Source organism: Niveibacterium terrae, assembly GCF_048213115.1.
In the GTDB taxonomy this organism is placed as follows: domain Bacteria; phylum Pseudomonadota; class Gammaproteobacteria; order Burkholderiales; family Rhodocyclaceae; genus Niveibacterium; species Niveibacterium terrae.
Window position 1 is genome coordinate 2,485,702 of sequence record NZ_CP172404.1, and the last position, 26,788, is coordinate 2,512,489.

General features: G+C 63.8%; 25 protein-coding genes and 1 tRNA gene. 17 read left to right on the top strand and 9 right to left on the bottom strand.

Going from position 1 to position 26,788, the window contains the following annotated elements:
• Nucleotides 1–196: 196 nt before the first annotated feature.
• Entirely contained in the window at nucleotides 197–349 is a 153-nt protein-coding gene (locus ACHFB9_RS11525; RefSeq protein WP_417067269.1) for a hypothetical protein, read from the top strand.
• The gene (locus ACHFB9_RS11530; protein ID WP_417067270.1) at nucleotides 346–984 is read left to right on the top strand and encodes a hypothetical protein; all 639 of its coding nucleotides are present in this window, start codon (nucleotides 346–348) and stop codon (nucleotides 982–984) included. The genes ACHFB9_RS11525 and ACHFB9_RS11530 overlap by 4 nt, the downstream gene beginning before the upstream one ends.
• A gap of 112 nt (nucleotides 985–1,096) precedes the next feature.
• Here ACHFB9_RS11530 and ACHFB9_RS11535 read toward each other — a convergent pair whose 3' ends face one another.
• Nucleotides 1,097–2,461, bottom strand: a complete 1,365-nt coding sequence (locus tag ACHFB9_RS11535) for a serine/threonine protein kinase (protein WP_417067271.1) — start codon at nucleotides 2,459–2,461, stop codon at nucleotides 1,097–1,099.
• 122 nt (nucleotides 2,462–2,583) lie between these two features.
• Here ACHFB9_RS11535 and grpE point away from each other — a divergent pair, with 122 nt between their 5' ends.
• From grpE to dnaJ, 3 genes are all read left to right on the top strand, one after another.
• On the top strand, nucleotides 2,584–3,156 hold the full coding sequence (gene grpE, locus ACHFB9_RS11540) for a nucleotide exchange factor GrpE (RefSeq protein WP_417067272.1): 573 nt from the start codon (nucleotides 2,584–2,586) through the stop codon (nucleotides 3,154–3,156).
• A 78-nt stretch (nucleotides 3,157–3,234) separates the two neighbouring features.
• Nucleotides 3,235–5,163 carry a molecular chaperone DnaK gene (gene dnaK, locus ACHFB9_RS11545; RefSeq protein ID WP_417067273.1) on the top strand — a complete coding sequence of 643 codons (1,929 nt, stop codon included), beginning with the start codon at nucleotides 3,235–3,237 and terminating at the stop codon, nucleotides 5,161–5,163.
• Nucleotides 5,164–5,272: 109 nt separating this feature from the next.
• Nucleotides 5,273–6,412, top strand: a complete 1,140-nt coding sequence (gene dnaJ, locus ACHFB9_RS11550; RefSeq protein ID WP_417067274.1) for a molecular chaperone DnaJ — start codon at nucleotides 5,273–5,275, stop codon at nucleotides 6,410–6,412.
• A 63-nt stretch (nucleotides 6,413–6,475) separates the two neighbouring features.
• Here the strand turns inward: dnaJ and ACHFB9_RS11555 are convergent, their stop codons facing one another.
• A complete protein-coding gene (locus ACHFB9_RS11555) occupies nucleotides 6,476–8,209 on the bottom strand; it encodes a hypothetical protein (protein WP_417067275.1) in 1,734 nt (577 codons plus the stop codon).
• A 133-nt stretch (nucleotides 8,210–8,342) separates the two neighbouring features.
• Between ACHFB9_RS11555 and ACHFB9_RS11560 the strand changes: the two genes are divergently transcribed.
• Nucleotides 8,343–8,418: transfer RNA gene (locus ACHFB9_RS11560), tRNA-Asn, on the top strand.
• A 187-nt stretch (nucleotides 8,419–8,605) separates the two neighbouring features.
• Nucleotides 8,606–9,715 (top strand): AIR synthase-related protein, encoded by a 1,110-nt coding sequence (locus ACHFB9_RS11565; protein WP_417067276.1) that lies wholly within the window; start codon nucleotides 8,606–8,608, stop codon nucleotides 9,713–9,715.
• A 51-nt stretch (nucleotides 9,716–9,766) separates the two neighbouring features.
• On the opposite strand, the gene ACHFB9_RS11570 is transcribed toward ACHFB9_RS11565, so the two are convergent.
• Complete coding sequence (locus ACHFB9_RS11570) at nucleotides 9,767–10,537, bottom strand: SIR2 family NAD-dependent protein deacylase (RefSeq protein WP_417067277.1); 771 nt, start codon at nucleotides 10,535–10,537, stop codon at nucleotides 9,767–9,769.
• 119 nt (nucleotides 10,538–10,656) lie between these two features.
• Between ACHFB9_RS11570 and hda the strand changes: the two genes are divergently transcribed.
• From hda to ACHFB9_RS11610, 8 genes are all read left to right on the top strand, one after another.
• Nucleotides 10,657–11,346, top strand: a complete 690-nt coding sequence (gene hda, locus ACHFB9_RS11575) for a DnaA regulatory inactivator Hda (RefSeq protein ID WP_417067279.1) — start codon at nucleotides 10,657–10,659, stop codon at nucleotides 11,344–11,346.
• Nucleotides 11,343–12,041, top strand: a complete 699-nt coding sequence (locus tag ACHFB9_RS11580; RefSeq protein ID WP_417067280.1) for an HAD family hydrolase — start codon at nucleotides 11,343–11,345, stop codon at nucleotides 12,039–12,041. The genes hda and ACHFB9_RS11580 overlap by 4 nt, the downstream gene beginning before the upstream one ends.
• Before the next feature lie 31 nt (nucleotides 12,042–12,072).
• Nucleotides 12,073–13,401, top strand: a complete 1,329-nt coding sequence (pcnB, locus tag ACHFB9_RS11585; protein ID WP_417067282.1) for a polynucleotide adenylyltransferase PcnB — start codon at nucleotides 12,073–12,075, stop codon at nucleotides 13,399–13,401.
• Between the two features lie 2 nt (nucleotides 13,402–13,403).
• The gene (folK, locus tag ACHFB9_RS11590; protein WP_417067283.1) at nucleotides 13,404–13,895 is read left to right on the top strand and encodes a 2-amino-4-hydroxy-6-hydroxymethyldihydropteridine diphosphokinase; all 492 of its coding nucleotides are present in this window, start codon (nucleotides 13,404–13,406) and stop codon (nucleotides 13,893–13,895) included.
• Nucleotides 13,896–13,928: 33 nt separating this feature from the next.
• On the top strand, nucleotides 13,929–14,564 hold the full coding sequence (locus ACHFB9_RS11595; protein WP_417067284.1) for a deoxynucleoside kinase: 636 nt from the start codon (nucleotides 13,929–13,931) through the stop codon (nucleotides 14,562–14,564).
• A 52-nt stretch (nucleotides 14,565–14,616) separates the two neighbouring features.
• Nucleotides 14,617–15,432 (top strand): 3-methyl-2-oxobutanoate hydroxymethyltransferase, encoded by an 816-nt coding sequence (gene panB / locus ACHFB9_RS11600; RefSeq protein WP_417067285.1) that lies wholly within the window; start codon nucleotides 14,617–14,619, stop codon nucleotides 15,430–15,432.
• Nucleotides 15,433–15,539: 107 nt separating this feature from the next.
• A complete protein-coding gene (gene pabB, locus ACHFB9_RS11605; protein WP_417067286.1) occupies nucleotides 15,540–17,360 on the top strand; it encodes an aminodeoxychorismate synthase component I in 1,821 nt (606 codons plus the stop codon).
• Between the two features lie 135 nt (nucleotides 17,361–17,495).
• Nucleotides 17,496–18,929: a DEAD/DEAH box helicase gene (locus ACHFB9_RS11610; protein ID WP_417067287.1), complete on the top strand. Its 1,434-nt coding sequence runs from the start codon at nucleotides 17,496–17,498 to the stop codon at nucleotides 18,927–18,929.
• 86 nt (nucleotides 18,930–19,015) lie between these two features.
• On the opposite strand, the gene ACHFB9_RS11615 is transcribed toward ACHFB9_RS11610, so the two are convergent.
• The 3 genes from ACHFB9_RS11615 to ACHFB9_RS11625 are packed head-to-tail and all read right to left on the bottom strand — an operon-like array spanning nucleotide 19,016 to nucleotide 21,831.
• Complete coding sequence (locus tag ACHFB9_RS11615; RefSeq protein ID WP_417067288.1) at nucleotides 19,016–20,398, bottom strand: NAD(P)(+) transhydrogenase (Re/Si-specific) subunit beta; 1,383 nt, start codon at nucleotides 20,396–20,398, stop codon at nucleotides 19,016–19,018.
• Nucleotides 20,395–20,697: an NAD(P) transhydrogenase subunit alpha gene (locus ACHFB9_RS11620; protein WP_417067289.1), complete on the bottom strand. Its 303-nt coding sequence runs from the start codon at nucleotides 20,695–20,697 to the stop codon at nucleotides 20,395–20,397. The genes ACHFB9_RS11615 and ACHFB9_RS11620 overlap by 4 nt, the downstream gene beginning before the upstream one ends.
• 12 nt (nucleotides 20,698–20,709) lie before the next feature.
• Nucleotides 20,710–21,831 carry an NAD(P) transhydrogenase subunit alpha gene (locus tag ACHFB9_RS11625; protein ID WP_417067290.1) on the bottom strand — a complete coding sequence of 374 codons (1,122 nt, stop codon included), beginning with the start codon at nucleotides 21,829–21,831 and terminating at the stop codon, nucleotides 20,710–20,712.
• Nucleotides 21,832–22,279: 448 nt separating this feature from the next.
• Between ACHFB9_RS11625 and ACHFB9_RS11630 the strand changes: the two genes are divergently transcribed.
• Entirely contained in the window at nucleotides 22,280–23,392 is a 1,113-nt protein-coding gene (locus ACHFB9_RS11630) for a trypsin-like serine protease (RefSeq protein ID WP_417067291.1), read from the top strand.
• Between the two features lie 52 nt (nucleotides 23,393–23,444).
• On the opposite strand, the gene ACHFB9_RS11635 is transcribed toward ACHFB9_RS11630, so the two are convergent.
• Complete coding sequence (locus ACHFB9_RS11635) at nucleotides 23,445–24,197, bottom strand: PP2C family protein-serine/threonine phosphatase (protein ID WP_417067292.1); 753 nt, start codon at nucleotides 24,195–24,197, stop codon at nucleotides 23,445–23,447.
• 180 nt (nucleotides 24,198–24,377) lie between these two features.
• Between ACHFB9_RS11635 and ACHFB9_RS11640 the strand changes: the two genes are divergently transcribed.
• Nucleotides 24,378–24,926 carry a cob(I)yrinic acid a,c-diamide adenosyltransferase gene (locus ACHFB9_RS11640; protein ID WP_417067294.1) on the top strand — a complete coding sequence of 183 codons (549 nt, stop codon included), beginning with the start codon at nucleotides 24,378–24,380 and terminating at the stop codon, nucleotides 24,924–24,926.
• Between the two features lie 7 nt (nucleotides 24,927–24,933).
• Here ACHFB9_RS11640 and ftsB read toward each other — a convergent pair whose 3' ends face one another.
• Entirely contained in the window at nucleotides 24,934–25,212 is a 279-nt protein-coding gene (gene ftsB / locus ACHFB9_RS11645; RefSeq protein WP_417067295.1) for a cell division protein FtsB, read from the bottom strand.
• Nucleotides 25,213–25,340: 128 nt separating this feature from the next.
• Nucleotides 25,341–26,630, bottom strand: coding sequence for a phosphopyruvate hydratase (eno, locus tag ACHFB9_RS11650; protein ID WP_417067297.1), 1,290 nt, complete (start codon nucleotides 26,628–26,630; stop codon nucleotides 25,341–25,343).
• Nucleotides 26,631–26,788 lie beyond the last annotated feature (158 nt).

Genomic DNA, 26,788 nt, shown 5'->3' on the forward strand with positions numbered 1-26,788 from the left:
TCGCCATCTATTTAACAATATTTGCTGGTAGTCTACTGTTGTTCGGTCTATCGATTATCAGAATAATCATCCGTTCAAAAAATTAACAAGGCAACAAAAAGAGCATTGGGGTCAGGCCGGAGGAAAGCTTCGTGAATCATGCTTCCAACTCGTTCTGGGAGCAGATCAGGCGGTCGGGATCATGAGGAACCACCGCGTGGATGCCCCTTTCGTCGATGACATGCTCAAGACGATCCTGGAAACGCTCGCGAGCGAAGGGATGATCGCGCTGCCGGGAGGCAAGGCGGTTCTGCCCGCCCAGGAAAAGCTCGCATCAGGTGGTGGTACAAGCACGGAGATCCATTCATGAAAACAATTCAACCGAGCCGCACGCAGGGGCCGGCGATGAATGCCCGTCGCCCTAAGTCTCTATCTCGTCTGCGAAGCGCTCTGGCGCTGATCCTGCTGCCTCTGCTGACCGGATCCTGCGCATTGCTCTATCCGGACGTTCCCTGGCAGCGCATCGAGATGCCGCTGGACGTCACGAAGACCGGGAACCCGGTCGCCTGGAGCGTTGTATTGACAGGAAAAGGACGTTACAGGCTATTTATCGATTTCATGGCCGAAGACCTAGAACGGAATGATTACTGGCACGAATTCTCGCGCCTGTTTGGGCGCCGCAATTTTGAAGACGAATACCCAGGCATCCCTCTGGATCTTGAGATCACCGCTTACAACGGGCCATCTTGCAGACTGCCGATGGCAAAAACCAGCATTGGCAATAAAGAAACATTCCACACGCGGGCCAATCAAAGCAACGAAGCCACGTCCAGCGTTCCCGGAAGAAATGTAACAAGAGTTCTTGATCGAGCCTATTACAACAGATTCTCCTCCTCAGAAGCCACACCGAAGTGCTTCATCGTCGAAGTGACCCGCGCAGCCCCCGAGTTGGCACCTTACCAGCCCCATCTCGTCCTTGAAGAGTTCTCCAGGGGCATGCACTGATCAGTGTGCGGTTCCGCGAACCGATAGGAAGACCCGTCCCCCTCGCCGTCCCAGAAACACCGGCGAAGCGGCGCGGCGCCTGCGTCAATCCGAGGGGCTATCCGGCGGGCGGCTAATCGTTGGTCAGCTGCAGCTCGAAGCCGACCTGGGTCGCGTCCAGGGCGGCGACCGCCGGTGCGCCGTGCGCGGACAGCTCGCGCTGGGCGGCGGTCAGGCGCTGGACCGCGATGCCAGTCAGACGCGTGCGGAAGTGTTCCAGGCATTCCTCGGACGAGAGCGCCAGAGCCGACGGGTTGATCTCCAGATAGCTGACCGGCGTGATCGAAACGACGGTCAGCGGCTGGCGCTTGTCCCGCTCGTCGAGGAAAGCACCCTCGCCGAACACTTCCCCGGGGCCGAACTGGCCGAGGCTGCGCCCGCCGATCGAGAACTCGACCTGACCTTCGATCAGGATCGCGAAGCGCGCATCGGAGCTGCCTTCCCGGATCAGCGCATTCATCGCATCGACGCGCCGCCACTGCGAGATGCGCAGCGCCTCCCAGACCTCGACGTCGTCGAATTCGGTGAAGAAAGGCAAGCGGCGCAGCTGCCCGTAGTGCGAGTTGTCGGCTTCCTGATCGTGCTCACCGACGATCTTGTAGCGCACCGCCGAGAGATCCTTCGCGAACTCGGTGCCGTTCTTGTAGCGCGAGTACAGATCCTTTTCGAGCGCCTTGCGGATGATTGCATCCATCTGCTCGGGAATCGCCGGATTGAGCTGGCTGACCGCGGGCGGATCGGCATTGATGATCTTGTAGATCAGCTGGGCAGGATTTTTGGCCCGGAAAGGCAGGCGGCCAGTCAAGAGGTGGAAGAGCACGACGCCCAGCGAATACAGGTCGGTCTTCTGGTTCAGCGGATAGGCCTTGATCTGCTCCGGGCTCATATAGGCCGGCGAGCCGACCCCCATGATGAAGGTCGAGTCCTCGTCGGACTGCTTCCTGATGTTCATCGCCAGGCCGAAGTCCGTGATCTTCACGTTGTCCTGGTCGTCGATCATGATGTTCGCGGGCTTGATGTCGCGATGGATGATGCCGTTCTTGAACGCGTGATCGAGCGCGAGACAGCATTTGAAGACCAGACTGACGACCCGATGCACCGGCAGCAGCTTGTCGAAGGACGTATAGGCTTCGAGCGATTCGCCGGCGAAATACTCCATCACGACATAGGCCTCTTCGGCCTCGATCACGGTCTCGAAGATCCTGATGATGTTCGGATGGTTCAGGCGCTCGGCGACGGCCTGCTCGGCACGCAGCAGCTTGAGCAGGCGGCGGTTCCACTTGGCCTCGTCCTTGGCCTTGTCCTTGAACGAGATGTATTTGAGTGCAACGGGCTCGGGATAGAACGGATTCTCGGCAAGATAGACGGTCGCAGTCGCCCCCCGGCCGATCTCCCGGATGATCCGATATTTGCCGACGCGCTCGGGCTGGACAGCCATGAACCCTCCTCATCACATTCCGAGAGTGTAGCGCCGAGCGCGCCGCGCCCAAAGTCGCACTTGAAAAAACCGACACCCCCCCCAGATGCTGGGCAGAACTGTCGTCACAGGGAGCAAACAACATGCAGGAAAACCAGAACCCCGCGCCGGAAGAGGCCCAGCAGTCCCAGGAAGCGGAAGCCTCCCCCGAAGCGGAGACGCTCGCAGCGGACACGACCGAGACCGATGCGGCGCCGAGCCTGGAAGAGCAGCTTCAACAGGCCCAGCTTCTGGCCGCAGAACACCACGACGCCTGGCTGCGTGCGAAGGCCGAGACCGAGAACATCCGCCGCCGCGCCGCCGAAGACGTGATCAAGGCGGGCAAGTTCGCGATCGAGAAGTTTGCGAACGAACTGCTGTCGGTTCGCGACAGCCTCGAACAGACTCTGGCCGTCCCCGAGCCGACGCTCGAATCGATCCGCGAAGGCGTCGAGCTGACGCTGCGCAATCTGAGCCGTGCGTTCGAAAAATCCAGCCTCGTCGAGATCAATCCCGACGGCCAGAAATTCGACCCGCATCAACACCAGGCGATGAGCATGGTCCCGTCGGATCTGCCCGCCAATACCGTCGTCCAGGTTTTCCAGAAGGGTTATGCGCTCGAAGGCCGGGTCATCCGGCCGGCGCTGGTCGCCGTCTCGCAAGGCAAAGACGCTTGATTCACGCAGGGGCTTGAAAGCCGGGGGCCATGCCCCCACCTGCGGCACAGGTTTTTGAAACAATTCAAAGGAGCCAACATGGCAAAGATCATCGGCATTGACCTCGGTACCACGAACAGCTGCGTCGCAATCATGGAAAGCGGCACTCCCAAGGTCATCGAAAACTCCGAAGGCGCGCGCACGACGCCGTCCATCGTCGCTTACATGGAAGACGGTGAAGTGCTGTGCGGGGCTCCGGCCAAGCGTCAGGCCGTGACCAACGCCAAGAACACGCTCTATGCGGTCAAGCGCCTGATCGGCCGCCGCTTCGAAGAGAAGGAAGTGCAGAAGGACATCAACCTGATGCCTTTCGAGATCACCAAGGCCGACAACGGCGACGCGTGGGTCGACGTGCGCGGCAAGAAGATGGCGCCGCCGCAGATCTCCGCCGAAGTGCTGCGCAAGATGAAGAAGACCGCCGAAGACTACCTCGGCGAGGAAGTCACCGAAGCGGTGATCACGGTGCCGGCCTACTTCAACGACAGCCAGCGCCAGGCCACCAAGGACGCCGGCCGCATCGCCGGCCTCGAAGTCAAGCGCATCATCAACGAACCGACCGCCGCGGCTCTGGCCTTCGGCATGGACAAGGCAGCGGCCAAGGATCAGAAGATCGCGGTCTTCGACCTGGGCGGCGGCACCTTCGACATCTCGATCATCGAGATCGCCGACGTCGATGGCGACAAGCAGTTCGAAGTGCTGGCCACCAACGGTGACACCTTCCTCGGCGGCGAGGACTTCGACCAGCGCCTGATCGACTACATCGTCGAAGAGTTCAAGAAGATCAACGGCATCGACCTGTCCAAGGACTCGATCGCGCTGCAGCGGATCAAGGCCGCCGCCGAGCGCGCGAAGATCGAGCTGTCCTCGTCGCAGCAGACCGAACTGAACGAACCCTACATCACGATGGCCAACGGCGCCCCCGCCCACCTGACGATGAAGATCACCCGCGCGAAGTTCGAATCGCTGGTCGAAGAGCTGGTCGACGCGACGATCGAACCCTGCCGCAAGGCGATCAAGGATGCCGGCCTCAAGGTCACCGACATCGACGATGTGATCCTGGTCGGCGGCATGACCCGGATGCCCAAGGTTCAGGACAAGGTCCGCGAATTCTTCGGCCGGGAACCGCGCAAGGACGTGAACCCGGACGAAGCGGTCGCCGTCGGCGCCGCGATCCAGGGCGGCGTGCTGCAAGGCGAAGTCAAGGATGTGCTGCTGCTCGACGTGACTCCGCTGTCCCTCGGCATCGAAACGCTGGGCGGCGTGCTGACTCCGCTGATCAAGCGCAACACGACGATCCCGACCAAGGCCCAGCAGGTCTTCTCGACCGCCGACGACAACCAGACCGCGGTGACCATCCACGTTCTGCAAGGCGAGCGCGAGATCGCCAGCGCCAACAAGAGCCTGGGTCAGTTCAACCTGGCCGACATCCCGCCGGCTCCGCGCGGCATGCCGCAGATCGAAGTCACTTTCGACATCGACGCGAACGGCATCCTGCACGTCTCGGCCAAGGACAAGGCGACCGGCAAGGAAGCCACGATCACGATCAAGGCGAACTCGGGCCTGTCCGACGACGAAGTGCAGAAGATGGTCAAGGACGCCGAGGCGCACGCCGATGACGACCGCAAGACCCGCGAACTGGTCGACGCGCGCAACCAGTGCGATGCGTTGATCCACACCGCGAAGAAGGCGATCCAGGAACACGGTGACAAGGTCTCGGCCGAGGAGAAGGCCAAGATCGAAGCCGCGATCAAGGACGCCGAGGAAGTGATCAAGGGCACCGACAAGGAAGCGATCGACGCGAAGGCCCAGGCACTGGCCCTGGCCAGCCAGACGCTCGGCGAGAAGGTGTATGCCCAGCAACCGCAAGGCGAGGCCCAGGCTCAGCCGGGTGCTTCGACGAGCGAGGCGAAGAGCGCCGACGATAACGTCGTCGATGCCGAGTTCACCGAAGTGAAGGACAAGAAGTAAGAGCGGCGCAGCTCACGGCCGAAACACGGCCAGGCGGGAGCGCAACGCGTCCCCGCCTGGCCTTTGCGCTATCGGGGGCACACGCCCGCTCAAGCGACGGATTCAGAAGATGGCAAAACGCGACTACTACGAGGTTCTCGGGATCAACCGCGAGGCTTCGGACGACGAAATCAAAAAGGCCTACCGCAAGCTGGCCATGAAGCACCACCCGGACCGCAATCCGAACGACAAGAGCGCCGAGGAGAAATTCAAGGAAGCGAAGGAAGCCTACGAGATTCTCTCGGACGGCAACAAGCGTGCCGCCTATGACCGTTACGGTCACGCCGGCGTCGATCCGTCGGCGGCGGGCGGTGCCGGCTTTGGCGGCGGAGCCGGTTTCGACGGCTTCGGCGATGCCTTCGGCGGCATCTTCGACGAAATCTTCGGCGGCGCCCGCGGCGCGGGCAATGCCCGCTCCAACGTCTATCGCGGCGCGGATCTGCGCTACAACCTCGAGATTTCGCTCGAAGAGGCGGCCCGCGGCGCCGAGAAGACGATCCGCATTCCGCTGATGGAAGAGTGCGAACCCTGCAAGGGCTCGGGCGCGAAACCCGGCACCCAGGCCAAGACCTGCCCGACCTGCGGCGGGGCCGGCCAGGTCAGGATGCAGCAAGGCTTCTTCTCGATCCAGCAGACCTGCCCGAAATGCCACGGCTCGGGCCGCATCATCCCGGACCCCTGCCCCAGCTGCCACGGGTCGGGCCGGGTCAAGAAGCAGAAGACGCTGGAAGTGAAGATCCCCGCCGGCATCGACGACGGAATGCGCCTGCGCCACGCCGGCTACGGCGAACCCGGCGTCAACGGAGGCCCGTCGGGCGATCTCTACGTCGAGATCCACGTCCGCGAACACTCGGTGTTCCAGCGCGATCACGACGATCTGCACTGCGAGATGCCGATCGGCTTCGCAACCGCGGCGCTGGGCGGCGAAATCGAGATCCCGACTCTGGACGGCGCGGCCAGTCTGAAGATTCCGACCGAGACTCAGTCGGGGAAGGTGTTCCGGCTGCGCGGCAAGGGCATTCGCAATGTCCGCTCCGGCCACCCGGGCGACCTGCTGTGCCACGTCGTTGTCGAGACTCCGGTCAATCTGTCCGAACGCCAGAAGGAGCTGCTGCGCGAGTTCGAGGAACTGGCCCAGCGCGATCCGGCCGGACAGACGCCGCGCGCAAAGGGCTGGATGGACAAGGTCCGCACCTTCTTCGGCGACTGAGCCCTTCACGGCTGCCGCCGCGCAAGCCTTTCCTGTGCAAACAGGAAAGGCTTTTCTTTTGACTCACTCGCCGCCGGCCTTGAGCCTGGGCGAGGCGGGTTCGCCTTCGACCGAAAAGTTCCGTGCAAAGCGCTCGACCGCGGTGTGCAGATCGGCGCGCACGCCTCCCTGGATCTTGCCGTCGCGGGTAATCGTGAAGCGCCCCGAGGCCATCAGCGCCCCGGAATCCAAACGGCGAATCCCGAACCGAAAAGGCTTGCCCACCTCGAAGGCATAGTCGCCTTCCATCTTCGAGAAGCGCGTGACACCACCCGCGATCGGAGCCGCCCCTCCCCGCCTCATCGCTTCGAGCAGATCGATCCGGGTCAGCGCGCCATCGGCGATCGAATAGCTACCGGTCCAGCGCAGCGCATCGAGGAGCTGGCTCGCGTTCTGGGTCTTGGCCTCGACCGTGACGGGCCCGGACAATCGCCCTTCCAGGACTCCGGAAAAACCACCCAGCGCGGCAAGGCTATCGACCGAAACGCTGGAAATTTTCAAACGCCCGTCGAGCCGGAAAGGCCCGGAGAGGTCGAGATCGACATCCCCTTTGATCGCGCCGGACAGCCAGTTGGCGCCGAACTGCGCCCCCTTGAATCCGGAGCCGTTCAGCTCGCCGGTGAGCAGCGGATTCTCCAGCGTGGATTCACCGAGCTTCCAGCTCGCCGCTCGCGCGGTGAACTGCACCCGGCCGTCCTGAACCTGGGTTTCCAGAACGGCGCCGTTCGGCGCCAGCAAACGACCCTCGGTCCAGACGCCCAGATCGTCGAAGCCAAGCCGCCCCTCCAGCGCGCCGATCGAAAGCTGTCCGACGTGAAGAGCGGTATTCCTGACTTCCAGCGACTTGAGCCGCCATGTGGCCTGCGGCGTCGTCAGCGTCGCGAGCCGCAGCAGAAGCGAGGATTCGATCTGCGCATCCGCAAACGTGACGGACAAACGCAGAGGCCTACCCAACGCCCAGTCGATCCAGTCCGGATAGCCCCAGGCCGAACCGACCCGGCTCGCGCCGCCCTCGCCCAGCTTGATGTCCTTGAGCACAAAAGCCGGCCACGGGTGAAAGCCGATTCCGGCCGAGCCGATCTTGACCGGCTCACCGGTCCAGCTCGCCGCGCCCTGCTCGACCCGCGCGCGCAGAGTGCTGAACTGTTGAACCAGAACGACCGAGGAGAAAGCCGCGACGACCAGAACGCCCAGGCTGACCGTGATCAGCACGGCGCGGCGGATCTTGCGCGCATGCGAGCCTTTTGCCGCCAGCAGATCGTGGCCGAAATTGCCCAGGAACGCCCGGAAGCGGTCGAAGACCGAAGCTCGCGAGCCCGAGGCGACCTTGAAGCGGGACGAATCCGTTTTCGGGTGCAACGAGGCTTCCCCGGAGGACGATTCGATGTGCGGCTCGGCGTGCGGCTCAGTGTGAATCTCCGAGTGCATTTCGGTGCGCGGCTCGCCAAACTCGGACGGCGGTGAGGCGGGTTTGCCGCCCACCGAAAGCCCGCCACTGGCGCTGACCCAGCGCGATTCCTGACCCGCGACGCGCGCCATCCGCGCGTCCAGGGTTTCGATCATTCCCCCCGCCTCGAGCGCCTCGAGCGCCTTGGGAACCGAGCGCGCATCGCCAATCCGGGACGAGATCTCGCCGACCGTCGAAAAACCGTCGATGGCTTCGAGCAATGCCCGAGTGAGCTTGTCCTGCCCGCCCCGCTCGTCAGCAATCGCTTTGTCGCCCGCCCCGGTTCGACAGAACACCGTGAATCGATCCAATTAATCCTCCTGCTCAAGTCGAAAGCCCGTCCGGGCAACCCGAATACAGTGGCATATTACTCCAAGCCGGGCGAGTCTTTTTTATTCAATTCTTGACAAGGCAAAAAACAGTGACTAATATGGCGGCTTCTGTTCCCCGATAGCTCAGTTGGTAGAGCGCCGGACTGTTAATCCGTAGGTCCCTGGTTCGAGCCCAGGTCGGGGAGCCAAGGAACAGATGACAAAAGGCCTTCGCATGAAGGCCTTTTGTTTTTTCAGGCCGGCGGAATTGCGATTTTCACGGTTGATGCTGTTTTGGTCAAGGTGTAATCCCCTCTCCCCCTGGACGCATGAAGCCGGGGCGCACAGACCGCCGAGCCGCGATAAAATCGCCGACTCGTTCGCTCAGGATCCGTCATGACCCAAACCCCTCTCGACTACTCCGCCGCTGGCGTCGACTACGACAAAATCGACCCGCTCAAGATCCTCGCCCAAAAGGCCGCCAGCGCAACCCAGCACAACCTGGCCGGGCACGGAGTCAGCGAGATTCCCGCCTCGCGCGGCGAATCAGCCTATGTGATGGATCTGGGCGGCACGCTGATCGCCTCGATCACCGAATGCCTGGGCACGAAAGCACTGGTCGCCGACGCGGTGCGCGCGATCAGCGGCCGCACCCATTACGACAGCATCGCCCAGGACACGATCGCGATGGCGGTCAATGACCTGATCACGGTCGGCGCAACCCCCCTTTCCGTTCACGCCTACTGGTCGGCGGGCGGCAGCGGCTGGTTCGCCGACGAAGAGCGGATGCGCGACCTCGTGAGCGGCTGGCAAAAGGCCTGCGACGTCTGCAAGGTCAGCTGGGGCGGCGGCGAAACTCCGGCGCTGGCCGGAGTCGTCGAGGAAGGCCGGATCGACCTGGCCGCCTCGTCGGTCGGCGTGATCCCGTCGCGCGATCGCCTGACCCTCGGCGACAAGCTCGCCGCAGGGGACGCGATCGTGCTGCTCGCCGCGAGCGGCATCCACGCCAACGGAGTCAGCCTCGCCCGCAAGCTCGTCGAGCGCCTGCCCGAAGGCTATGCGACCCGGATCAGCGACGGCCGGACCTATGGCGAAGCGCTGCTCGACCCGACCACGCTCTACGTTCCGGTCACCGAAGCGCTGTTCGCGGCCGGCATCGTTCCGCACTACAGCGCGAACATCACCGGCCACGGCTGGCGCAAGATCATGCGCCATCCGGCGAGCTTCACCTACCGTATCCACACGCTGCCCGACGTGCCGCCCGTGCTCTCCTTCATCCAGCAGCATGCCGGCATCGACGACCGCGAAGCCTACGGCAGCCTCAACATGGGCGCGGGCTTTGCGCTCTTCGTCGCCGCCGACCAGGCCGAGGAATGCGCCCGGATCGCGCGCGAAGCGGGTGTGCCCGCTTGGGTCGCCGGCCGCGTCGAAGCGGGCGCCAAGCAAGTCGTCATCGAACCGCTGGCGCTGAGCTTCTCCGCCGAAGAGCTGCACCTGCGCGCCTGAGCCCAAGCCTTCGCACAACAGGCCGACGCCCCCAGGCGCCGGCCTGTTTTTTTATAAGCCGGCGCGCGCCATCAGCGCTTGCATCGCCTCCGCGGCGCCCAGCGGCAGCCGGAAACGGACGTGCTCGCTGATCTGGGTGTCCAGCGGATTGATCTCGACGCTCGGAATCGCATTGCGTATCGCCCAGGCCACCGGCTCGACGATATAGGGAAAGACGCTGCTCGTCCCGACGCTGAAGACCATGTCAAAGCCCTGCTGCAAGGCCAGCTGGAGCCGTCTCAGGTTCTCCATGCCGAGCATCTCGCCGAACAGCACGACATCCGGGCGCAGCGGGCCCTGACAGGCAGGGCAAAGCGGCGGCAGCGCGCGCCCCTCCCAGACCGCCGCATCTTCCCGGTACGCGCAGCGCGTGCAGTGCAGGCGGCGCAGGCTGCCGTGGATCTCGATCAGGTTCCGGCTTCCCGCCGCGTGATGCAGGCCGTCGATGTTCTGGGTCAGCACCAGCGAGCCGGGTTTCTCCCGCTCGATCCGGGCCAGCGCCTGATGAGCGAAATTCGGTTGGGCACCGAGGCAAGCCGCCTCGATCTGGGCGAGGTATTTCCAGGTGATCTCGGGGCGGGTCTCGAGCATGTCGCCGGAGAGCGCCTCTTCGATCTCGACCCCCTCTTCGGTCGCCTGATCGTTGTAGAGACCGTTGATTCCGCGATAGGTCGGCAGGCCCGAATCCGCGGAGATTCCCGCTCCGGTGATGAAGAGAACGCGCTTCGCGCTGGCCAGCAAAGAGGCTACGGCGTCGAGTTCTTTTTCGCAGCCACGAACCATTTCAGTTCCTCGGGATAAAATGCGATCGTATCCCAGAGCCGCAAAGATGGCTTGAATCGCCCCCGCCGCACCGATACAGTGGCGGGCTTGCCCATTCACACCCCTGGCACCCTTCGTCCGTGAGACAACTCACCCTGGATATTCGCCCCGAACGCGCGCCTCACTTCGACAATTTCGCTGTCGGCGAAAATCGCGAGGCGCTCGACACCGTCCGCATGCTCTCGCGCTTCGGACAGCCCGCGGCTGTCTATCTGTGGGGCGAGACGGGCAGCGGCAAGACCCACCTGCTGACGGCCGCCGCCGCGGAGACCCGGGCGGGCGGCCACCAAGTCGCCGAGGCGAAGACGGTCACGGACGACGGCGATTTCGATCTACCCGAGAACGGTCTGCTCTGCGTCGATGACGTCCAGAACCTCGACGCGGCCGGCCAGGCCGCCCTGTTCCGCGCCTACATCCGCGCGCCGGCGAAGCGCTGCGCGCTGTTGATGGCGGGGGATGCCCCCCCCTCGGCGCTGCGCCTGCGCGAGGACGTGCGGACCCGGATCGGCCAATGCCTGATCTTCGAACTCCAGCCGCTCGACGACGGCCACAAGGCCGAGACCCTGGCGCTCTACGCGCTCTCCCTCGGCCTGATGCTGGAGCCCGAGCTGATCACCTGGCTGCTGGAGCACGGCCGCAGGGATCTGCCTTCGCTGCTCGACGCGATCGACACGCTGGACACGATCTCGCTTGCCCGCCGCCGCTCCCCCAGCCTTCCACTGTTGCGCGAGATCGCGCAGGAGTCCCTCTTCCCGACGGAGACCGCATGAACCTGGCCCTTTTCGACCTCGACAACACGCTGATCGCCGGAGACAGCGATTACGAATGGGGTCAGTTCATCGTCGAGCACGGTCTCGTCGACCGCGCCGAATACGAGGCACGCAACGCCGCCTTCCACGAGCAGTACAAGGCCGGCACGCTCAACATCTTCGAATTCCTCGCGTTCGCGCTCGCGCCTCTGGCCAGCCGCCCGCGCGCCGAGCTTGACGCGCTGCACGCGCTGTTCATGCGCGAGAAGATCGCCGGGATGTGGCTGCCGGCCGCCCAGGCACTCGTCGACCGCCACCGCGAAGCGGGCGATCTGTGCGCCGTCGTCACCGCGACCAACGCCTTCGTGACCGGCCCCATCGTCCGCAAGTTCGGCATCCCGCACATGGTTGCGACGACGCCTGAGCAGCGCGACGGCAATTTCACCGGCGCCCCGCGCGGCACTCCGGCTTTCCAGGCCGGCAAGATCGAGCGGGTCGAGCACTGGCTCGAGTCTCAGGGCCTGCACTGGGGCAGCTTTGCACGAAGCTGGTTCTACAGCGATTCGCACAACGATCTGCCGCTCCTGACCCGCGTCAGCGATCCGGTCGCCATCGACCCCGACCCCGTCCTGCTCCGCCATGCCCAACAGGCCGGCTGGCCCGTCCTGAGGCTGCGCGAAACCGCCCCTCTGGCGGACGGGCCTGGCGGGTTATAATTTCCCTTTTGCTCAACCGACCCCGATTTCCATGATTCGCAAATTGCTGCGTCGCGTGTTCTTCCGCGATGCCCGCCAGGATCAGCATGGCAAGGAGCCGGCCGTCATCCCGGCCCAACAGCACGGAATCTCCCGCGACGGCATCTCGCCCGCGGCCCGGCGCGTCTGTCACGTCCTGCAGGAAAACGGGCATAAGGCTTATGTCGTCGGCGGCGCGGTTCGCGACCTGATCGCCGGCTTTCCGCCCAAGGACTTCGACGTCGCGACCGATGCGACGCCCGAGCGGGTTCGCGAGCTCTTCCGCCGTTCGCGGATCATCGGCCGGCGCTTTCGCATCGTCCACGTGATGAGCGGAGCCGAGACGATAGAGGTCTCGACCTTCCGGGCTCTGGCCAGCGACGACTCGCAGACCGACGAACACGGCCGGATCCTCGCCGACAACACTTGGGGATCCCAGGCCGAGGACGCGACGCGGCGCGACTTCACGGTCAATGCGCTGTACTACGACCCGGGCACCGAGACGGTCATCGACTACCATCATGGCGTCGCCGACCTCAAGCAGAAGACGCTCAGGATGATCGGCGACCCGCTGGTGCGTTACCGCGAGGATCCGGTCCGGATGCTGCGCGCGGTGCGCCTCGCCGCGAAGCTGGGCCTCGTCATCGATCCGGCCGCCCGCACGCCGATCCGGGAGCTCGCCGAGCTGCTCGAAAACGTGCCGCCGGCCCGGCTGTTCGACGAGATGTTGAAACTCCTGACCAGCGGCAGCTCGGTCGCCTGCCTCAAACAACTGCGCGAAGAAGGGCTGCATGCGGGCCTGCTCCCGCTGCTCGACGTGGTCCTGAAGCATCCGATCGGCGAGCGCTTCATCTGGCTCGCGCTCGAGAACACCGACCAGCGCGTGCGCGCCGGCAAGCCCATCTCGCCCGGGTTTCTGTTCGCAACGCTGCTCTGGCACGAAGCGCTGTCGAACTGGAGCGCCCGCAAGGCCCGCGGAGAGCCTTCCCAGCCCGCGCTGTTTGACGCGATGAACGAAGTGCTGGATCTGCAGGCCGAAAAGCTCGCGATCACGCGCAAGATCTCGGCCGACATCAAGGAGATCTGGGCTCTGCAGCCGCGCTTCGAGCGCCGCGCCGGCAAGGCACCGATGCGCCTGTTGGAGCAGCCGCGCTATCGCGCCGGCTACGATTTCCTGCGCCTGCGCGCCGCGAGCGGCGAGCTGCCGGTCGAACTGGCCGACTGGTGGGAATCTTTCGCGGCGTCCAATCCCGATGTGCGCAGCGAAATGCTGATCCCCGACACGAGTCCGGAGCGTCGCCGCCGTCGCCGCCGTCGCAGACCGGTTGGCGCCGGCGAGTGAGCATGTTCGACTCCCCGACCCGCGCCTGGGTCGCGCTGGGCGCCAATCTGGGCGATGCGCAAGCGACGCTGTTGCGCGCCTTCGAATCCCTCGCCCGCCTGCCGCAGAGCCGTCTCGTCGCGCGATCCTCGCTCTACCGGACCGCGCCGGTCGATGCGCCCGGACAGCCGGACTATATCAATGCGGTCGCGCAGATCATGACGACACTGGAGCCGCTCGCGCTGCTCCACGCCTTGCAGGCGATCGAGCAGGCCTTTGGCCGCGAGCGCCTGTACCGCAACGCACCGCGCACGCTGGATCTGGACCTGCTGCTCTACGGCGAGGCCTGCCTCGATACCGCCGAGCTGATCCTTCCCCATCCGCGTCTTGCCGAGCGCGCATTCGTGCTCGCTCCGCTCGCGGAACTCGATCCCGACCTGATGATTCCGGGGCGGGCGCGCGTCGCCGAGCTGTGCCTCGCGGTCGCCGATCAACGCATTGAACGGCTCATCTGAGCCCGAAGACGATTCACAGGAACAGGACAGAAGATGCTCGACAAAGCGCGCCATATCGTCGTTGAAGGTCCGATCGGAGCGGGCAAGACCAGTTTCGCGACGCGTCTCGCGGAACGGCTCGAAGCCGATCTGATGCTCGAACATCCCGAGATCAACCCCTTCCTGGGCCGCTTCTACGAAAACATGGATCGCTGGGCTCTGGCGACCCAGGTCTCCTTCCTGTACCAGCGCTACGACTTGCTCAGCCAGTTCCTCGCCCGCGCCAGCGAACGACGGGTCGTCTCCGATTTCCTGATCGAGAAGGATCCGCTCTTCGCCGGCCTGACCCTCTCCGGCGACGAGGAGAGGCTGTACCAGAGGCTCTACCAGACACTGAGCCCGCAGTTTCCCAAACCTGACCTCGTGATCTATCTTCAGGCCACGCCCGAAGTGCTGATGGACCGCGTGCGCAAGCGCGGCATGGGGGCCGAACGCAACATCACCGAGGACTACCTCGCCAGCGTCTCCGAACGCTACGCGAGCTTCTTTCACCAGTACGACAACGCACCGCTGTTCATCGTCAATGCCGCGGCGCTGAACCCGATCGAGCACGACGACGATTTCGAACTCTTGATCGAGCGCCTGAAGAACATGCGCAGTTACCGGGAATTCTTCGGATACGCCGAATGATTCCCTGCTCAGGCGCGCGCCACAAGTTCGCGCCTGCCAACCAGGAGAACCCATGCCCTATCTCGCCAACGAGCGTCCGGTGACGCTTCACGAACTCGCGAAGATGCGCGCCGAAGGCCGCAAGATCGCAATGCTGACCTGCTACGACGCCAGCTTCGCAGCGCTGCTCGAACGCTGCGGCGTAGACATGCTGCTGATCGGCGATTCGCTCGGCAACACGATCCAGGGCCACAGCAGCACGCTTCCGGTGACGATAGAACAGATGGCGTACCACACGGCCTGTGTCGCTCGCGGCTGCTCGCGCCCGATGATCGTTGCCGACATGTCCTTCGGCAGCTACCAGGAAAGCCCCGCGCAGGCGATGCGCAACGCGGCGAGCCTGATGGCGGCCGGAGCACAGATGGTCAAGCTCGAAGGCGGCGCTTACATGGCCGAGACGGTTCGCTTCCTCGTCGAACGGGGCGTGCCGGTCTGTGCGCACATCGGTCTGACGCCGCAGTCGGTGCACCAGCTCGGCGGCTACCGCATCCAGGGCAAGACCGATGAGTCGGCACGCCGGCTCTTCGAAGATGCGCGAGCGCTCGAGGACGCGGGCGCATCGCTGCTGACGCTGGAGATGGTCCCGGCGGATCTGGCCACCGAAGTGACCCGCTCGCTGACCCGGATGGCCACGATAGGCATTGGCGCCGGCAAGGACACCGACGGCCAGGTTCTGGTGCTGCACGACATGCTGGGCATCTATCCGGGGCGCACCGCGCGCTTCGTGCGCAACTTCATGGAAGGCGCGCCCAGCATCGAGGCGGCGGTCACCGCCTATGTCGAGGCGGTCCGCAACCAGAGCTTCCCGGCTCCCGAGCACTGCTACTGACGGGTGGTGCGTTTTCGCAACACGGATTGTCCGCTCCGCCTCCCGGCCATTAGGATTCGACGAACGCTTCCTGTGGGCTTTGCCCCTCTTCGAGCATCGTCCCGACAATGAGCCCAGCCTTCGAAACGAGCTTTCAATCCGCTGAACCTGGCCTCCCGGAGTGGCTCTCGGCGAAGCGGCCCTGCGCGCTGTTCGAGGACAACCAAAGCGGAGGCGGAGCCCGGCTCCTGTTCGATCTCGAGCGCACACTGTGCGCCTGGACTTCCGAGGAAGTCCCCGGCCTGCTCGCCGAAATCGACAGGCTCGCGGGGCAAGGACAGTGGATCGCGCTCGCCGCGAGCTATGAGCTCGGCTATGCGCTCTCCCCCAGACTGCACAGTCTGATGCCGGCGCACGACCGGCCTCTGCTCGAAGCCTGGGTCTGGCGGCGCGGCGAACACCTGGACGCTCACGCGTTCGAGGCCACGCTCGCCGGCGCGCAAGCCCTGCTCTCCTCGTCCGAGCGGACCAGCGGCGTCACCGATCTCAAAGCGTCGCTGAGCGAGGCCGAGCACGCGCGCGGCATCGCGGCGATCCAGGCGCAGATCGAGGCCGGCGAGTGCTACCAGATCAACTACACCTTCCCGCTGAGCGGACACGCCTACGGCGACCCGCTCGCGCTCTATGCGCGCCTGAGGCAGGCTCAACCCGTGCGCTATGGCGCGCTGATCCGCCACGCACGCGGAGCGCTGCTGTCGCGCTCACCCGAACTCTTCGTTGAACGCAAAGGGCAGTGTCTGCGCTCGCGGCCGATGAAGGGCACGGCGCCGCTGGGCCAGGCCGAAACGCTGCGGGCGTCGGAGAAAGACCGCGCCGAGAACCTGATGATCGTCGATCTGCTGCGCAACGACATGGCCAGGCTCTGCCCGCCCGGCGGCGTTCGCGTCGAGGAACTCTTCCGGATCGAAGACTATGCGAGCCTGCACCAGATGACCTCGACGATCACCGCTTCCCCCTGCACGGCGAGTCTCGCCGAGATCTTCGCGGCGCTCTTCCCTTGCGGTTCGATCACCGGGGCGCCGAAGATCCGCGCGATGGAACTGATCCGCGAACTCGAACCCGCGGCGCGCGGCCTCTACTGTGGCGCTCTGGGCTGGATCGCGCCGGGTGGCGATTTCTGCTTCAACGTGCCGATCCGGACTCTGGAGATCGGATCTTCGGGCGACTTCACAATGGGTCTGGGGGGCGGAATCGTCGCCGATTCGCTCGCCGCCAGCGAATACGCGGAGTGCCTGACCAAGGGGCGCTTTCTGAGCGAGCTGGGCCCGGGCTTCGAACTGTTCGAGACTCTGCTCCGGAACGCCCAGGGCGACTATCCGCGCCTCGATCGCCATCTTCGCCGCCTGGCCCGCTCCGCAGATGAGCTGGGTTTCCCCTTCGCAGAGGACGCCGCCCGCGAAATGCTACAGAGCGAAGCCGAACACTGCCAGGGTCTGCCGCGCCGGGTCAGGCTCTCGCTCGACACCAGGGGCCAGCTCAAAGTCTCGGGGTCCGCCCTGCCGCCCCTTCCTCCCGCCCCCAAAGTGACGCTCTCCCGGCGCATCCTGAGCACCCCGCGCTGGCTGCTGGGCCACAAGACCAGCGCCCGGGCGCTCTATGACAGCGAACTGGCCCACGCCGTCGAAGCAGGCCACTTCGACGTGCTGTTCCTGAACGAAGAGGGCGAGCTCTGTGAAGGGGCGCGCAGCAACGTCTATCTGGAAAAGGACGGTCAGCTGCTGACGCCCCCGCTCAGCTCCGGGCTGCTGCCCGGAGTGATGCGCGAGGAGTTGATCGAGCAGGGTCTCGCCCGCGAAAAGCGGCTGGGCCTCAAGGATCTGGCCGCAGCGCAGCGCGTCTTCGTCTCGAACGCCTTGCGGGGCCTGGTTGAAGTCGGTCTCGTTCTGTGACCCTTAGGCAGGAAAGCAACGCCGTCTTTGCGGCGTCAGGTCCATTCAGGACAAGCAATGTCGTTGCTGGCCAGCCAAAGTCCTATAATCTGTAAGTTTTTACCCGCGCGATGTTCGCGCTCTATCGGAACCTCTATGTCGTTTGCCGACCTCGGTCTCATTCCCGAATTGCTGAAAGCCGTCGAAGACGCCGGCTACAGCGACCCCACTCCTATTCAGAGTCAAGCCATCCCCGTTGTGCTGGAGGGGCGAGACGTGATGGGAGGGGCGCAGACCGGGACCGGCAAGACGGCAGGCTTCACGCTGCCTCTTCTCAACAAGATCTCGCGCTGGGCCAGCACCTCGACTTCGCCAGCCCGCCACCCGGTGCGCGCGCTGATCCTGACGCCCACCCGCGAGCTGGCGGTTCAGGTTCATGAAGCGGTGCAGACCTACGCGAAGTACCTGCCGATCCGCACGGTCTGCCTCTACGGCGGCGTCGATATCCGCCCGCAGATCGAAGACCTGCGGCGAGGCGTCGAAGTCGTCGTCGCAACGCCGGGTCGCCTGCTCGATCACATCGAGCAGCGCAGCATCACGCTCGGCCAGGTCGAGATCGTCGTGCTCGACGAAGCGGACCGGATGCTGGACATGGGCTTCATCCCCGATATCCGCCGCATCCTCGCACTGTTGCCCAAACAGAGGCAGAGCCTGCTCTTCTCGGCGACCTTCTCCGAAGAGATCAAGCGCCTCGCCGATACGATGCTGCGCGATCCTCAGCTGATCGAAGTGGCCAAGCGCAACACGGTCAGCGAAACGATCACACACCGCGTCTATCCGGTTGCTGCGGCGGTCAAGAAACAGCTGCTGGTCTGGCTGCTGCGCGAAGCCGAAGGCGGAGACCAGGTTCTGGTCTTCGTCAGCACCAAGATTGAATGCGGCAGGCTCTCGCGCCATCTGCAGCGCGAAGGCATCGCGGCGGACGCGATCCACGGCGACAAGAGCCAGATGCAGCGGACCGAGGCGCTCGAAGGCTTCAAGTCCGGCGCGATCCGGGTTCTGGTCGCCACCGACGTCGCGGCGCGGGGGCTGGACATCGACGATCTGCCCTATGTCGTCAATTACGAGTTGCCGGGCACCGCCGAAGACTACATCCACCGGATCGGCCGCACCGGACGCGCCGGCAAGCACGGCAACGCGGTCTCGCTGGTCTCGCCTGACGAGCATCAGAAGCTCGCCGCGATCGAGAAACTGATCAAGCTGAAGATCCCGCAGCACACGGTTCCCGGCTTCGACGCCGACGCGAGTCCGGACTCCGCCTACCGCGTCGTTCGCAACCAGGGCGCCGACCGGCGCGCCGCAAGCGCATCGCGCAGCGCCAGCCCCAGCGCTCCGCGCAGCACGAGCGCGCCCCGGCCCGCCCGCTCGACGGTCGCGCCGGACGGCTTCGATTTCTCCCGCCCCTATGTCGCCAAGGAGGCGTTGAACGAATCCGAGTCCTCGGCCGCGGAAAGCGCACAACCCGACTCGCCCCGCTCAGCCCGGGAGAGCCGCCCCGTCGCTTTCCTGCTCGGCGGCCGCGGCCGCTGAGCTTTTGCACTTCAGACTCCGGCGCCTGCGCGCCGGGTAAAAAAAACGCCGCGTTGAACGCGGCGTTTTTTATGAGCGAAGCGAACTCAGCTCGCGAAGCTCTTCACATGCGTGATCACGTCAGCAACCGCCTGCTGGGCGCTGCCGTACAGCATCCGGCAGTTCTCGCCATAGAACAGCGCGTTCTCGATGCCCGAGTAACCGGCCCCCTTGCCGCGCTTGATCACGATCACGTTCTGCGCCTTGTCGGCGTCGAGAATCGGCATGCCGTAGATCGGGCTGGACTTGTCGGTCCGCGCGACCGGGTTCACGACGTCGTTCGCACCGATCACCAGAGCCACGTCGGCGAGCGGGAACTCCGAGTTGATCTCTTCGAGGTCGAAGATCTTGTCGTAAGGCACGCCCGCCTCGGCCAGCAGCACGTTCATGTGGCCAGGCATGCGGCCCGCGACCGGGTGGATCGCGAACTTGACTTCGACGCCTTCCTTCTCAAGCAGCTGCGCCATCTCCCAAACCTTGTGCTGGGCTCCGGCGACCGCCATCCCGTAGCCCGGAATGATGATGACTTTCTGCGCATAGCGCATCATCGAAGCCGCATCGAGGCCGGAGACTTCCTTCAGCGAACCCTCGATCGCACTGCCATCGCCCTTGGCCTCACCGGAAATCGGCTGGAACAGGATGTTGGTAATCGGGCGATTCATCGCCTTGGCCATCAGCTGGGTCAGCAGAGTACCCGCCGCGCCAACGACGATACCGGCGATGATCAGCACCGGTTTATCCAGCACATAGCCTTCAAAACCGACCGCCAGGCCCGTGAAGGCGTTGAACAGCGAGATCACGACCGGCATGTCGGCGCCACCGATCGGCAGCGTGATGATCGTGCCGAGGACCAGCGACAACACGAAGAAGGCGATGATCGTGCAGGGTTCGGGCGTGCCGGCCACGACGATCGCGGCACCAAAGCCGACCGTCACCAGAGCCAGAACGATATTGACGATGTTCTGGGCCGGCAGCCGATGCGCTTTCTTCATCACGCCCTGCAGCTTCGCCCAGGCGATCACCGAACCGGAGAACGAGACCGAACCGATCAGCGCGCCCAGAGAGGCGAGAATCAGGGCGACAGTGCCGTGGACATTGCCGCGCGCGAACTCAAGCGCCGCGATCGCGGCGGCCGCACCACCGCCCATGCCGTTGTAGATAGCAACCATCTGCGGCATGTCGGTCATCTTGACGACCTTGCCCGACCACCAGGCAGCCGATCCGCCGAGAACCAGCGCGACGAGGATCAGGACCAGATTGATGCTGATCTTGATTTCGGGCGACAGGAAAGTCACCAGAGTCGCCAGAGCCATGCCGGCACCGGCCCACAGAATGCCCTTGCGCGCCGAGACCGGCGAAGACATCCCCTTCAGACCGAGGATGAACAACACCGCGACGACGAAATACGAAACTTCAATGACCCACTTCATTTCGCGCTCTCCTTGCGGTCACCGCGCTTGAACATCGCGAGCATCCGTTCCGTGACCACATAGCCGCCCGCGGCATTCGCCGCGCCCAGCAGCACGGCGATGAAACCGATTGCGAGCTGCAGCGGATCGGCAGGATCCGCGCTACCGAGAGCGACCATCGCCCCCACCAGAACGACACCGTGCACGAAGTTCGAGCCCGACATCAGCGGCGTGTGCAGAATCACCGGCACGCGCGAAATCACCTCGTAGCCGGTGAAGGCAGCGAGCATGAAGATATAGATTGCGGAAAAACCTTCCATGTCCTGTCTCCCTCAGAGTCCGAGAACTTTCTTGACACCCTCGTGCTTGACCTCACCATCGTGGGTCAGGCAGGTGCCGCGGATCACTTCGTCTTCCCAGTCGATGGAAAGCTCGCCTTCCTTGATCATCGGCGAGACGAAGTTGTACAGGTTCTTCGCGTACATCTCGGAAGCGTGCAAAGCCATGCGGCTGGGCAGATTGGTCGGTCCAACGATCGTCGCCGGTCCGACGACAACCGTCTCGCCTGCAACGCATCCGGCAACGTTGCCGCCCGATTCAGCCGCCATGTCGACGACGACGGCGCCCGGCTTCATGCCGGCGACCATGTCGGCCGAGATGATCTGCGGCGCACGCTTGCCGGGGATCGCCGCGGTCGTGATCAGCGCATCGCACTGAGCGACAGCACGGGCCAGCTTCTCGGCCTGCTGACGCTTCTCGTCCTCGGTCAGTTCGCGGGCATAACCGCCCGTTCCGGCCGCCGAGACTCCGGTATCGACGAACTTCGCACCGAGCGATTCGATCTGTTCGCGGGTCTCCGGGCGCACGTCATAGGCTTCAACCAGCGCACCGAGGCGGCGCGCCGTCGCGATGGCCTGCAGGCCGGCGACGCCGGCTCCGATCACGAGGACCTTGGCGGGACGGATCGTGCCGGCCGCGTAAGTCATCATCGGGAAGAATTTCGTGCAATGGCTGGCGGCGATCAGCACGCACTGATAGCCGGAACACGCCGCCTGCGAGGACAGGATGTCCATGCTCTGCGCGCGCGAGATCCGCGGCAGCAGCTCCATCGCGAACGCGGTGATCTTGCGCTCGGCGAGCTGGCGCACGCGATCGGCGTTCTGATAGGGCTGCAGCGTCGAAACCAGCACCGTCCCCGGTGCAAGCTTGGCGATCTGCTCGGAGCTGAGCGGCTGGACGGCAAGGATCACCTTGTTCGCCAGAGCCGCGTCGTTCGAATCCGTCCAGCTGACTTCCTTGAAGTCATCGGCTGCGATGCAGGCCGGCGCTTCGGCGCCACGCTGGATCAACAGTTCCACGCCCAAGGCCTTGAAGCGCTTGGCGACATCCGGGACCAGCGCGATGCGCCGTTCGCCGGGAAGCTGTTCGGCCGGAATGCCGATGGTCAGTCCCATGAGACCTCCTGATTTGGTTCAGCCCTGAGGGCTGGGGTACAACGGTCGCCGGTCAGGCCGAACCCGGAGCCAGACTGCCAACAGGCAGTCGCCCCCGACATCTCATGCTCCAATGCGGGAACAGCGACCAGGAAAAGTAATGATACTGAGGCCAGTGCGATCAATGAAGCGCAACGCGCCACTGACTGCCTCGCCAATGAGATGGATCAATGCAGGGAATCCGGTGAACTGCCACGGCAGTCTTGAAATCCGCCCGACCGCCCGGCCTGCTTGCCCGCCACATCGGTCGAGAAGTGTCGGGCGATTTTACAGGCTTTGCTGCCCCTTTTGACACCCATATCCCAAGTTGTTGAAATTATTACAAAAAGTCAGTGAATATCTGCTGGCTCCGAACTTGCTTACAGGAATCTCGCGCCAACAAGGCGTTCACCCCCACTGGAGATTCTCGATGACAGCACGCAGATTTCTTTCAGTCTTTGCCGCATTCGGACTTGCCGCCACCACGGCACAGGCCGGCACGACCAGCTTCGTCAGCACTCTGGGCGGCACCGTCAGCCCGACCATCGTCGCCGGCGCCCCCGTCGACGTTCCGACCGGTGCGGCGGATTCGCCGACCCAGCGCGTCGACGCGAACCTTCCCTCGTCGGCATTCTCCGGAGTCGTCAGCATCCGCATCGATAACGCGGAAGGCGCCTTCATCTGCAGCGGCGCAGCGATCGACCGCTGGCATGTTCTGTCCGCGGGCCACTGCATCGACTCCGACGGAGGCGGCCATGCGCTGAACCTTGCCGATCCGACCAACAAGGTCACCGTCAACGTCAACGCGAACAATCCGTCCGGTCTCTATGCGAACGCGCAAAAGATCGCCGTCGACAAGATCTCGCTGAACCCGAACTACCAGGGTTTCGGCAATTGCCCGGCCGGCGTGAGCGGTTTCTGCGTCAATGACGACGTCGCCGTGCTGCGCCTGACCACGGCGCTCGGCGACGACGTGAAGACCTACAAGATCCATCAGGGCGAACTGCCGACGGGCTCGGTTCTGACCCTGGCCGGCTACGGCACGTCCGGCGACGGCTGGGACGGCTACTCCGTGGATCCGCGTTTCGGCGTCAAACGCGTCGGCTACAACGTCTATGAGTATTACGACGCCGACGACGAAACCGACTTCGCATCCGGTTCTGTGCCCGAGGTCTGGTATGCGGACTTCGACGGCATCGACGCCGACGGCTACGCGCACAACCCGTTCACCGATCTTTACGGCCTGCCTTCCGGAGACTCGCTGGGCAACCAGGCCGAGACGATCATCGGCGGAGGCGACTCGGGCGGTCCGTCCTTCGTCTATGTGAACGGCGAATACGAGCTGGTCGGCAACAACACCTTCAGCAGCCACAGCAACCGCTGGCCTTGGGCCAAGGGCGCTTTCGGCGACTACTTCGGTGGCGTCCTGCTCGACAGCTACCGCGGCTGGATCGCCGAAGTCGCGGTTCCCGAACCCGGCTCTCTGGCGCTGGCCGCGCTGGGTCTGATGGGACTGGCAGGAATCCGTCGCCGCCGCAGTTGAAGGCTGACGCTCAAAAAAAACGCCCCTCTGCGAGGGGCGTTTTTTTATCCATTCAGTTTCCGTTCTCGACGAGGCGAACGATCGCCATCGAGATATTGTCCCCGGTTCCCCGCCCCCTGACCCGGGCCTGGTCGATCATCAGACGCGCCGCCTGACGCGCGGGCTGGGCATCGATCGCACGCGCCATCTCGCTGTCCGACAGATGCCCCCAGAGTCCGTCCGAGCAGAGCAGGAAAGCATCACCTCCACGCAGGCGGTCAGCGCAGCCGATATCGATACGCGGCTCGCGCTCGGCCCCCAGGCACGAGAGCAACAGGTTCTTGTGCGGATAGTACTCGGCCTCTTCGGCGCTGAGCTGCCCGGTCCGGACCAGTTCGGCGACCAGCGAATGATCGCCGCTCTTCGCCGCGACCTGACCCGAGCGGAAGTGATAGATCCGCGAATCCCCGCAGTGCGCCCAATGAACCCGCCCCGGCTGCATCATCAGCACGCAGGCCGTACTGTGCGGATCCTGTTCGCTGGTGAAGCGAGTGAGCTTGATCACGACGTGCGCATCTTCGATGATCGTGCGCAGCAGATCCTCGGGAGTCTCGGAAGACGGCGAATAAGCCTCGAAGTTCTGCTTGGCCCTGATGACGACCTGTTCGGCGGCCATCGCGCCGCCGCTGTGCCCGCCCATTCCGTCAGCGAGAACCGCGAGCAGAAGCTCGCGACGGGTCGGATGCTGGAACAGGCCGACGCGGTCTTGCTGTTCCTTGCGGTCCCCCTGGTGCATCGCTACGACGGTATCGACGGTAAGAGCCATTAGTTTGTGCGATTTTGACGATTTTCACTATTCTAGCGGGGACACCCGCCCGAGTCATGAAGACTCTCTGCTCTCCGGGCACTTCTGCGCATCAATTCAGTCAATCAACGCTGCAAGCGGGAAGCGGATCGTTCAGACTTCGATACTGCCTGCACTTTTCTTCAAAATACAGGAAATACGATGGGAAACCGCCTCTCTCGCATCGCCACCCGAACCGGAGACGATGGCAGCACAGGCCTCGGTGATGGCAGCCGGACCACAAAGGACAGCCTGCGCATCGCTTCTCTCGGCGAAGTCGATGAACTGAACTCGCTGCTCGGCGTTCTGCTCGCCGAAGCGCTGCCCGGCGAAATCTTCACCCTCGTCCGGCAGATCCAGAACGATCTCTTCGATCTAGGCGGCGAGCTCTCGATTCCCGGTCACAGCCTCGTCACAGCCACTCACCTGCTCAGACTGGACCAGGCTCTGGAACAGTTCAATGCGACTTTGCCTGCACTGCGGGAATTCATCCTCCCCGGGGGAGCGAGACCCGCAGCGCTAGCGCATCTGGCCCGGGCGGTCGCCCGCCGGGCCGAGCGCAGCATCGTCGCGCTGGCGCGGCACGAGGCCGTCAAGGCTCCGGTCATTCAGTATCTAAACCGCTTGTCGGATCTGCTCTTTGTGCTCGGCCGGCAGCTCAATCGGGTCGGCGGAGGGACGGACGTGCTCTGGACGCGGGAGGCGCAGTGAAGAGGGTTCAGCGTTTGCGCGTCGGCAGCTGGACGAAGACTTCACCCTGCTTGACCATGCCCAGGTCATAGCGCGCTCTCTCCTCGATCGCGTCGTACCCGGTCTTCAAGTCGCGCACTTCAGCGTCCATACCGGCATTGCGGACTTCGAGCTTCGCATTGACTTCGCGCTGGGAGCGAAGCTGCTGATCGAGCTGACGCACGGTCCCCCAGCTCCCCTTCCCCATCCAGAGCGGATATTGAAGAGCTGCGAGCAATAGGGCGAGGATAAGCGTGGGCCACTTCATGGACGGGGTTGCCAATACATGGCTTAACCTGAAGGTAAGCGCTGGATTCTAATGCAGAACCCAGAAAAAAGGGCCGCAGCGCGGCCCTTTCCTGTCTTCCCTCCCGAAGGAGGGAGGAAACCTGGCGATCAGCGATTGCGCAGGTTGTAGAAGGTCTCACGACCCGGGTAGAACGCGATGTCGCCCAGATCTTCTTCGATGCGAAGGAGCTGGTTGTACTTGGAGATACGGTCGGAACGCGACAGCGAACCGGTCTTGATCTGACCCGCGTTCAGACCGACAGCGATGTCGGCGATCGTCGAATCTTCGGTTTCGCCCGAACGGTGCGAGATCACGGCGGTGTAACCGGCGCGCTTGGCCATTTCGACGGCGGCGAAGGTTTCCGACAGCGTACCGATCTGGTTGACCTTGATCAGGATCGAGTTGCAGATGCCCTTGTCGATGCCTTCCTTCAGGATCTTCGTGTTGGTCACGAACAGGTCGTCACCGACCAGCTGAACCTTCTTGCCCAGACGATCGGTCAGGATCTTCCAGCCTTCCCAGTCGCCTTCGGCCATGCCGTCTTCGATCGAAACGATCGGGAACTTGGCAACCAGGGCTTCGAGGAAATCGACCTTTTCGACCGCGGTGAAGGACTTCTTTTCACCGACGAGTTCGTACTTGCCGTTCTTGTAGTACTCGGAAGCGGCGCAGTCCAGACCCAGCAGAACGTCCTTGCCCGGAACATAGCCGGCAGCTTCGATCGCTTCGATGATCAGGCTCAGAGCTTCTTCGGCACCCGCGACGTTCGGGGCAAAGCCGCCTTCGTCACCAACGGAGGTCGGGAAACCCTTCTTGTTCAGAATCTTGGCCAGGTTGTGGAAGACTTCGGCGCCGGTGCGCAGAGCTTCGCGGAAGGTCGGAGCACCCACCGGCAGGATCATGCATTCCTGGAAGTCCAGGCTGTTGTTGGCGTGAGCACCACCGTTGATGATGTTCATCATCGGAACCGGCAGGCTCATCGGGCCCGAACCACCGAAGTAGCGATACAGCGGCAGGCCGGCTTCTTCAGCGGCAGCCTTGGCGACAGCCATCGAGACGGCCAGCAGCGCGTTGGCGCCCAGGCGGCTCTTGTTTTCGGTACCGTCGAGGTCGATCATCGTCTTGTCGATGAACGCCTGTTCTTCAGCATCCAGACCGACCAGCGCTTCGCAGATTTCGGTATTGATGTTTTCAACGGCCTTCAGAACGCCCTTGCCCAGATAGCGAGCCTTGTCGCCATCGCGCAGTTCGATCGCTTCACGCGAACCGGTCGAAGCGCCGGACGGAACCGCGGCACGGCCCAGAACGCCGGACTCAAGCAGAACGTCGGCTTCAACGGTCGGGTTTCCGCGCGAATCCAGAATTTCGCGGGCAACGACATCAACGATTGCACTCATGTTGGTTTCCCTTTTTTTCGATGAAAACTATGCCTCGGCGAGGCACGCCTTTCGGATACCTTTGACGGGGGAGCGTCTCTGGCTGCTTATTAAACTTTCCAAGTGTATCTGAGGCCACATGTCAGCATTTTGACCATGCGCAGACATCGACACTCGGA

Coding starts and splice junctions, on each gene's coding strand:
- ACHFB9_RS11620 (WP_417067289.1), bottom strand. CDS start 20,697: ATGGAAGGTTTTTCCGCAATCTATATCTTCATGCTCGCTGCCTTCACC.
- grpE (WP_417067272.1), top strand. CDS start 2,584: ATGCAGGAAAACCAGAACCCCGCGCCGGAAGAGGCCCAGCAGTCCCAG.
- ACHFB9_RS11530 (WP_417067270.1), top strand. CDS start 346: ATGAAAACAATTCAACCGAGCCGCACGCAGGGGCCGGCGATGAATGCC.
- ACHFB9_RS11615 (WP_417067288.1), bottom strand. CDS start 20,398: ATGAAGTGGGTCATTGAAGTTTCGTATTTCGTCGTCGCGGTGTTGTTC.
- ACHFB9_RS11565 (WP_417067276.1), top strand. CDS start 8,606: ATGACCCAAACCCCTCTCGACTACTCCGCCGCTGGCGTCGACTACGAC.
- panB (WP_417067285.1), top strand. CDS start 14,617: ATGCCCTATCTCGCCAACGAGCGTCCGGTGACGCTTCACGAACTCGCG.
- folK (WP_417067283.1), top strand. CDS start 13,404: ATGTTCGACTCCCCGACCCGCGCCTGGGTCGCGCTGGGCGCCAATCTG.
- ACHFB9_RS11570 (WP_417067277.1), bottom strand. CDS start 10,537: ATGGTTCGTGGCTGCGAAAAAGAACTCGACGCCGTAGCCTCTTTGCTG.
- eno (WP_417067297.1), bottom strand. CDS start 26,630: ATGAGTGCAATCGTTGATGTCGTTGCCCGCGAAATTCTGGATTCGCGC.
- pabB (WP_417067286.1), top strand. CDS start 15,540: ATGAGCCCAGCCTTCGAAACGAGCTTTCAATCCGCTGAACCTGGCCTC.
- ftsB (WP_417067295.1), bottom strand. CDS start 25,212: ATGAAGTGGCCCACGCTTATCCTCGCCCTATTGCTCGCAGCTCTTCAA.
- ACHFB9_RS11610 (WP_417067287.1), top strand. CDS start 17,496: ATGTCGTTTGCCGACCTCGGTCTCATTCCCGAATTGCTGAAAGCCGTC.
- ACHFB9_RS11595 (WP_417067284.1), top strand. CDS start 13,929: ATGCTCGACAAAGCGCGCCATATCGTCGTTGAAGGTCCGATCGGAGCG.
- ACHFB9_RS11535 (WP_417067271.1), bottom strand. CDS start 2,461: ATGGCTGTCCAGCCCGAGCGCGTCGGCAAATATCGGATCATCCGGGAG.
- dnaK (WP_417067273.1), top strand. CDS start 3,235: ATGGCAAAGATCATCGGCATTGACCTCGGTACCACGAACAGCTGCGTC.
- pcnB (WP_417067282.1), top strand. CDS start 12,073: ATGATTCGCAAATTGCTGCGTCGCGTGTTCTTCCGCGATGCCCGCCAG.
- dnaJ (WP_417067274.1), top strand. CDS start 5,273: ATGGCAAAACGCGACTACTACGAGGTTCTCGGGATCAACCGCGAGGCT.
- ACHFB9_RS11625 (WP_417067290.1), bottom strand. CDS start 21,831: ATGGGACTGACCATCGGCATTCCGGCCGAACAGCTTCCCGGCGAACGG.
- ACHFB9_RS11640 (WP_417067294.1), top strand. CDS start 24,378: ATGGGAAACCGCCTCTCTCGCATCGCCACCCGAACCGGAGACGATGGC.
- ACHFB9_RS11635 (WP_417067292.1), bottom strand. CDS start 24,197: ATGGCTCTTACCGTCGATACCGTCGTAGCGATGCACCAGGGGGACCGC.
- ACHFB9_RS11580 (WP_417067280.1), top strand. CDS start 11,343: ATGAACCTGGCCCTTTTCGACCTCGACAACACGCTGATCGCCGGAGAC.
- ACHFB9_RS11630 (WP_417067291.1), top strand. CDS start 22,280: ATGACAGCACGCAGATTTCTTTCAGTCTTTGCCGCATTCGGACTTGCC.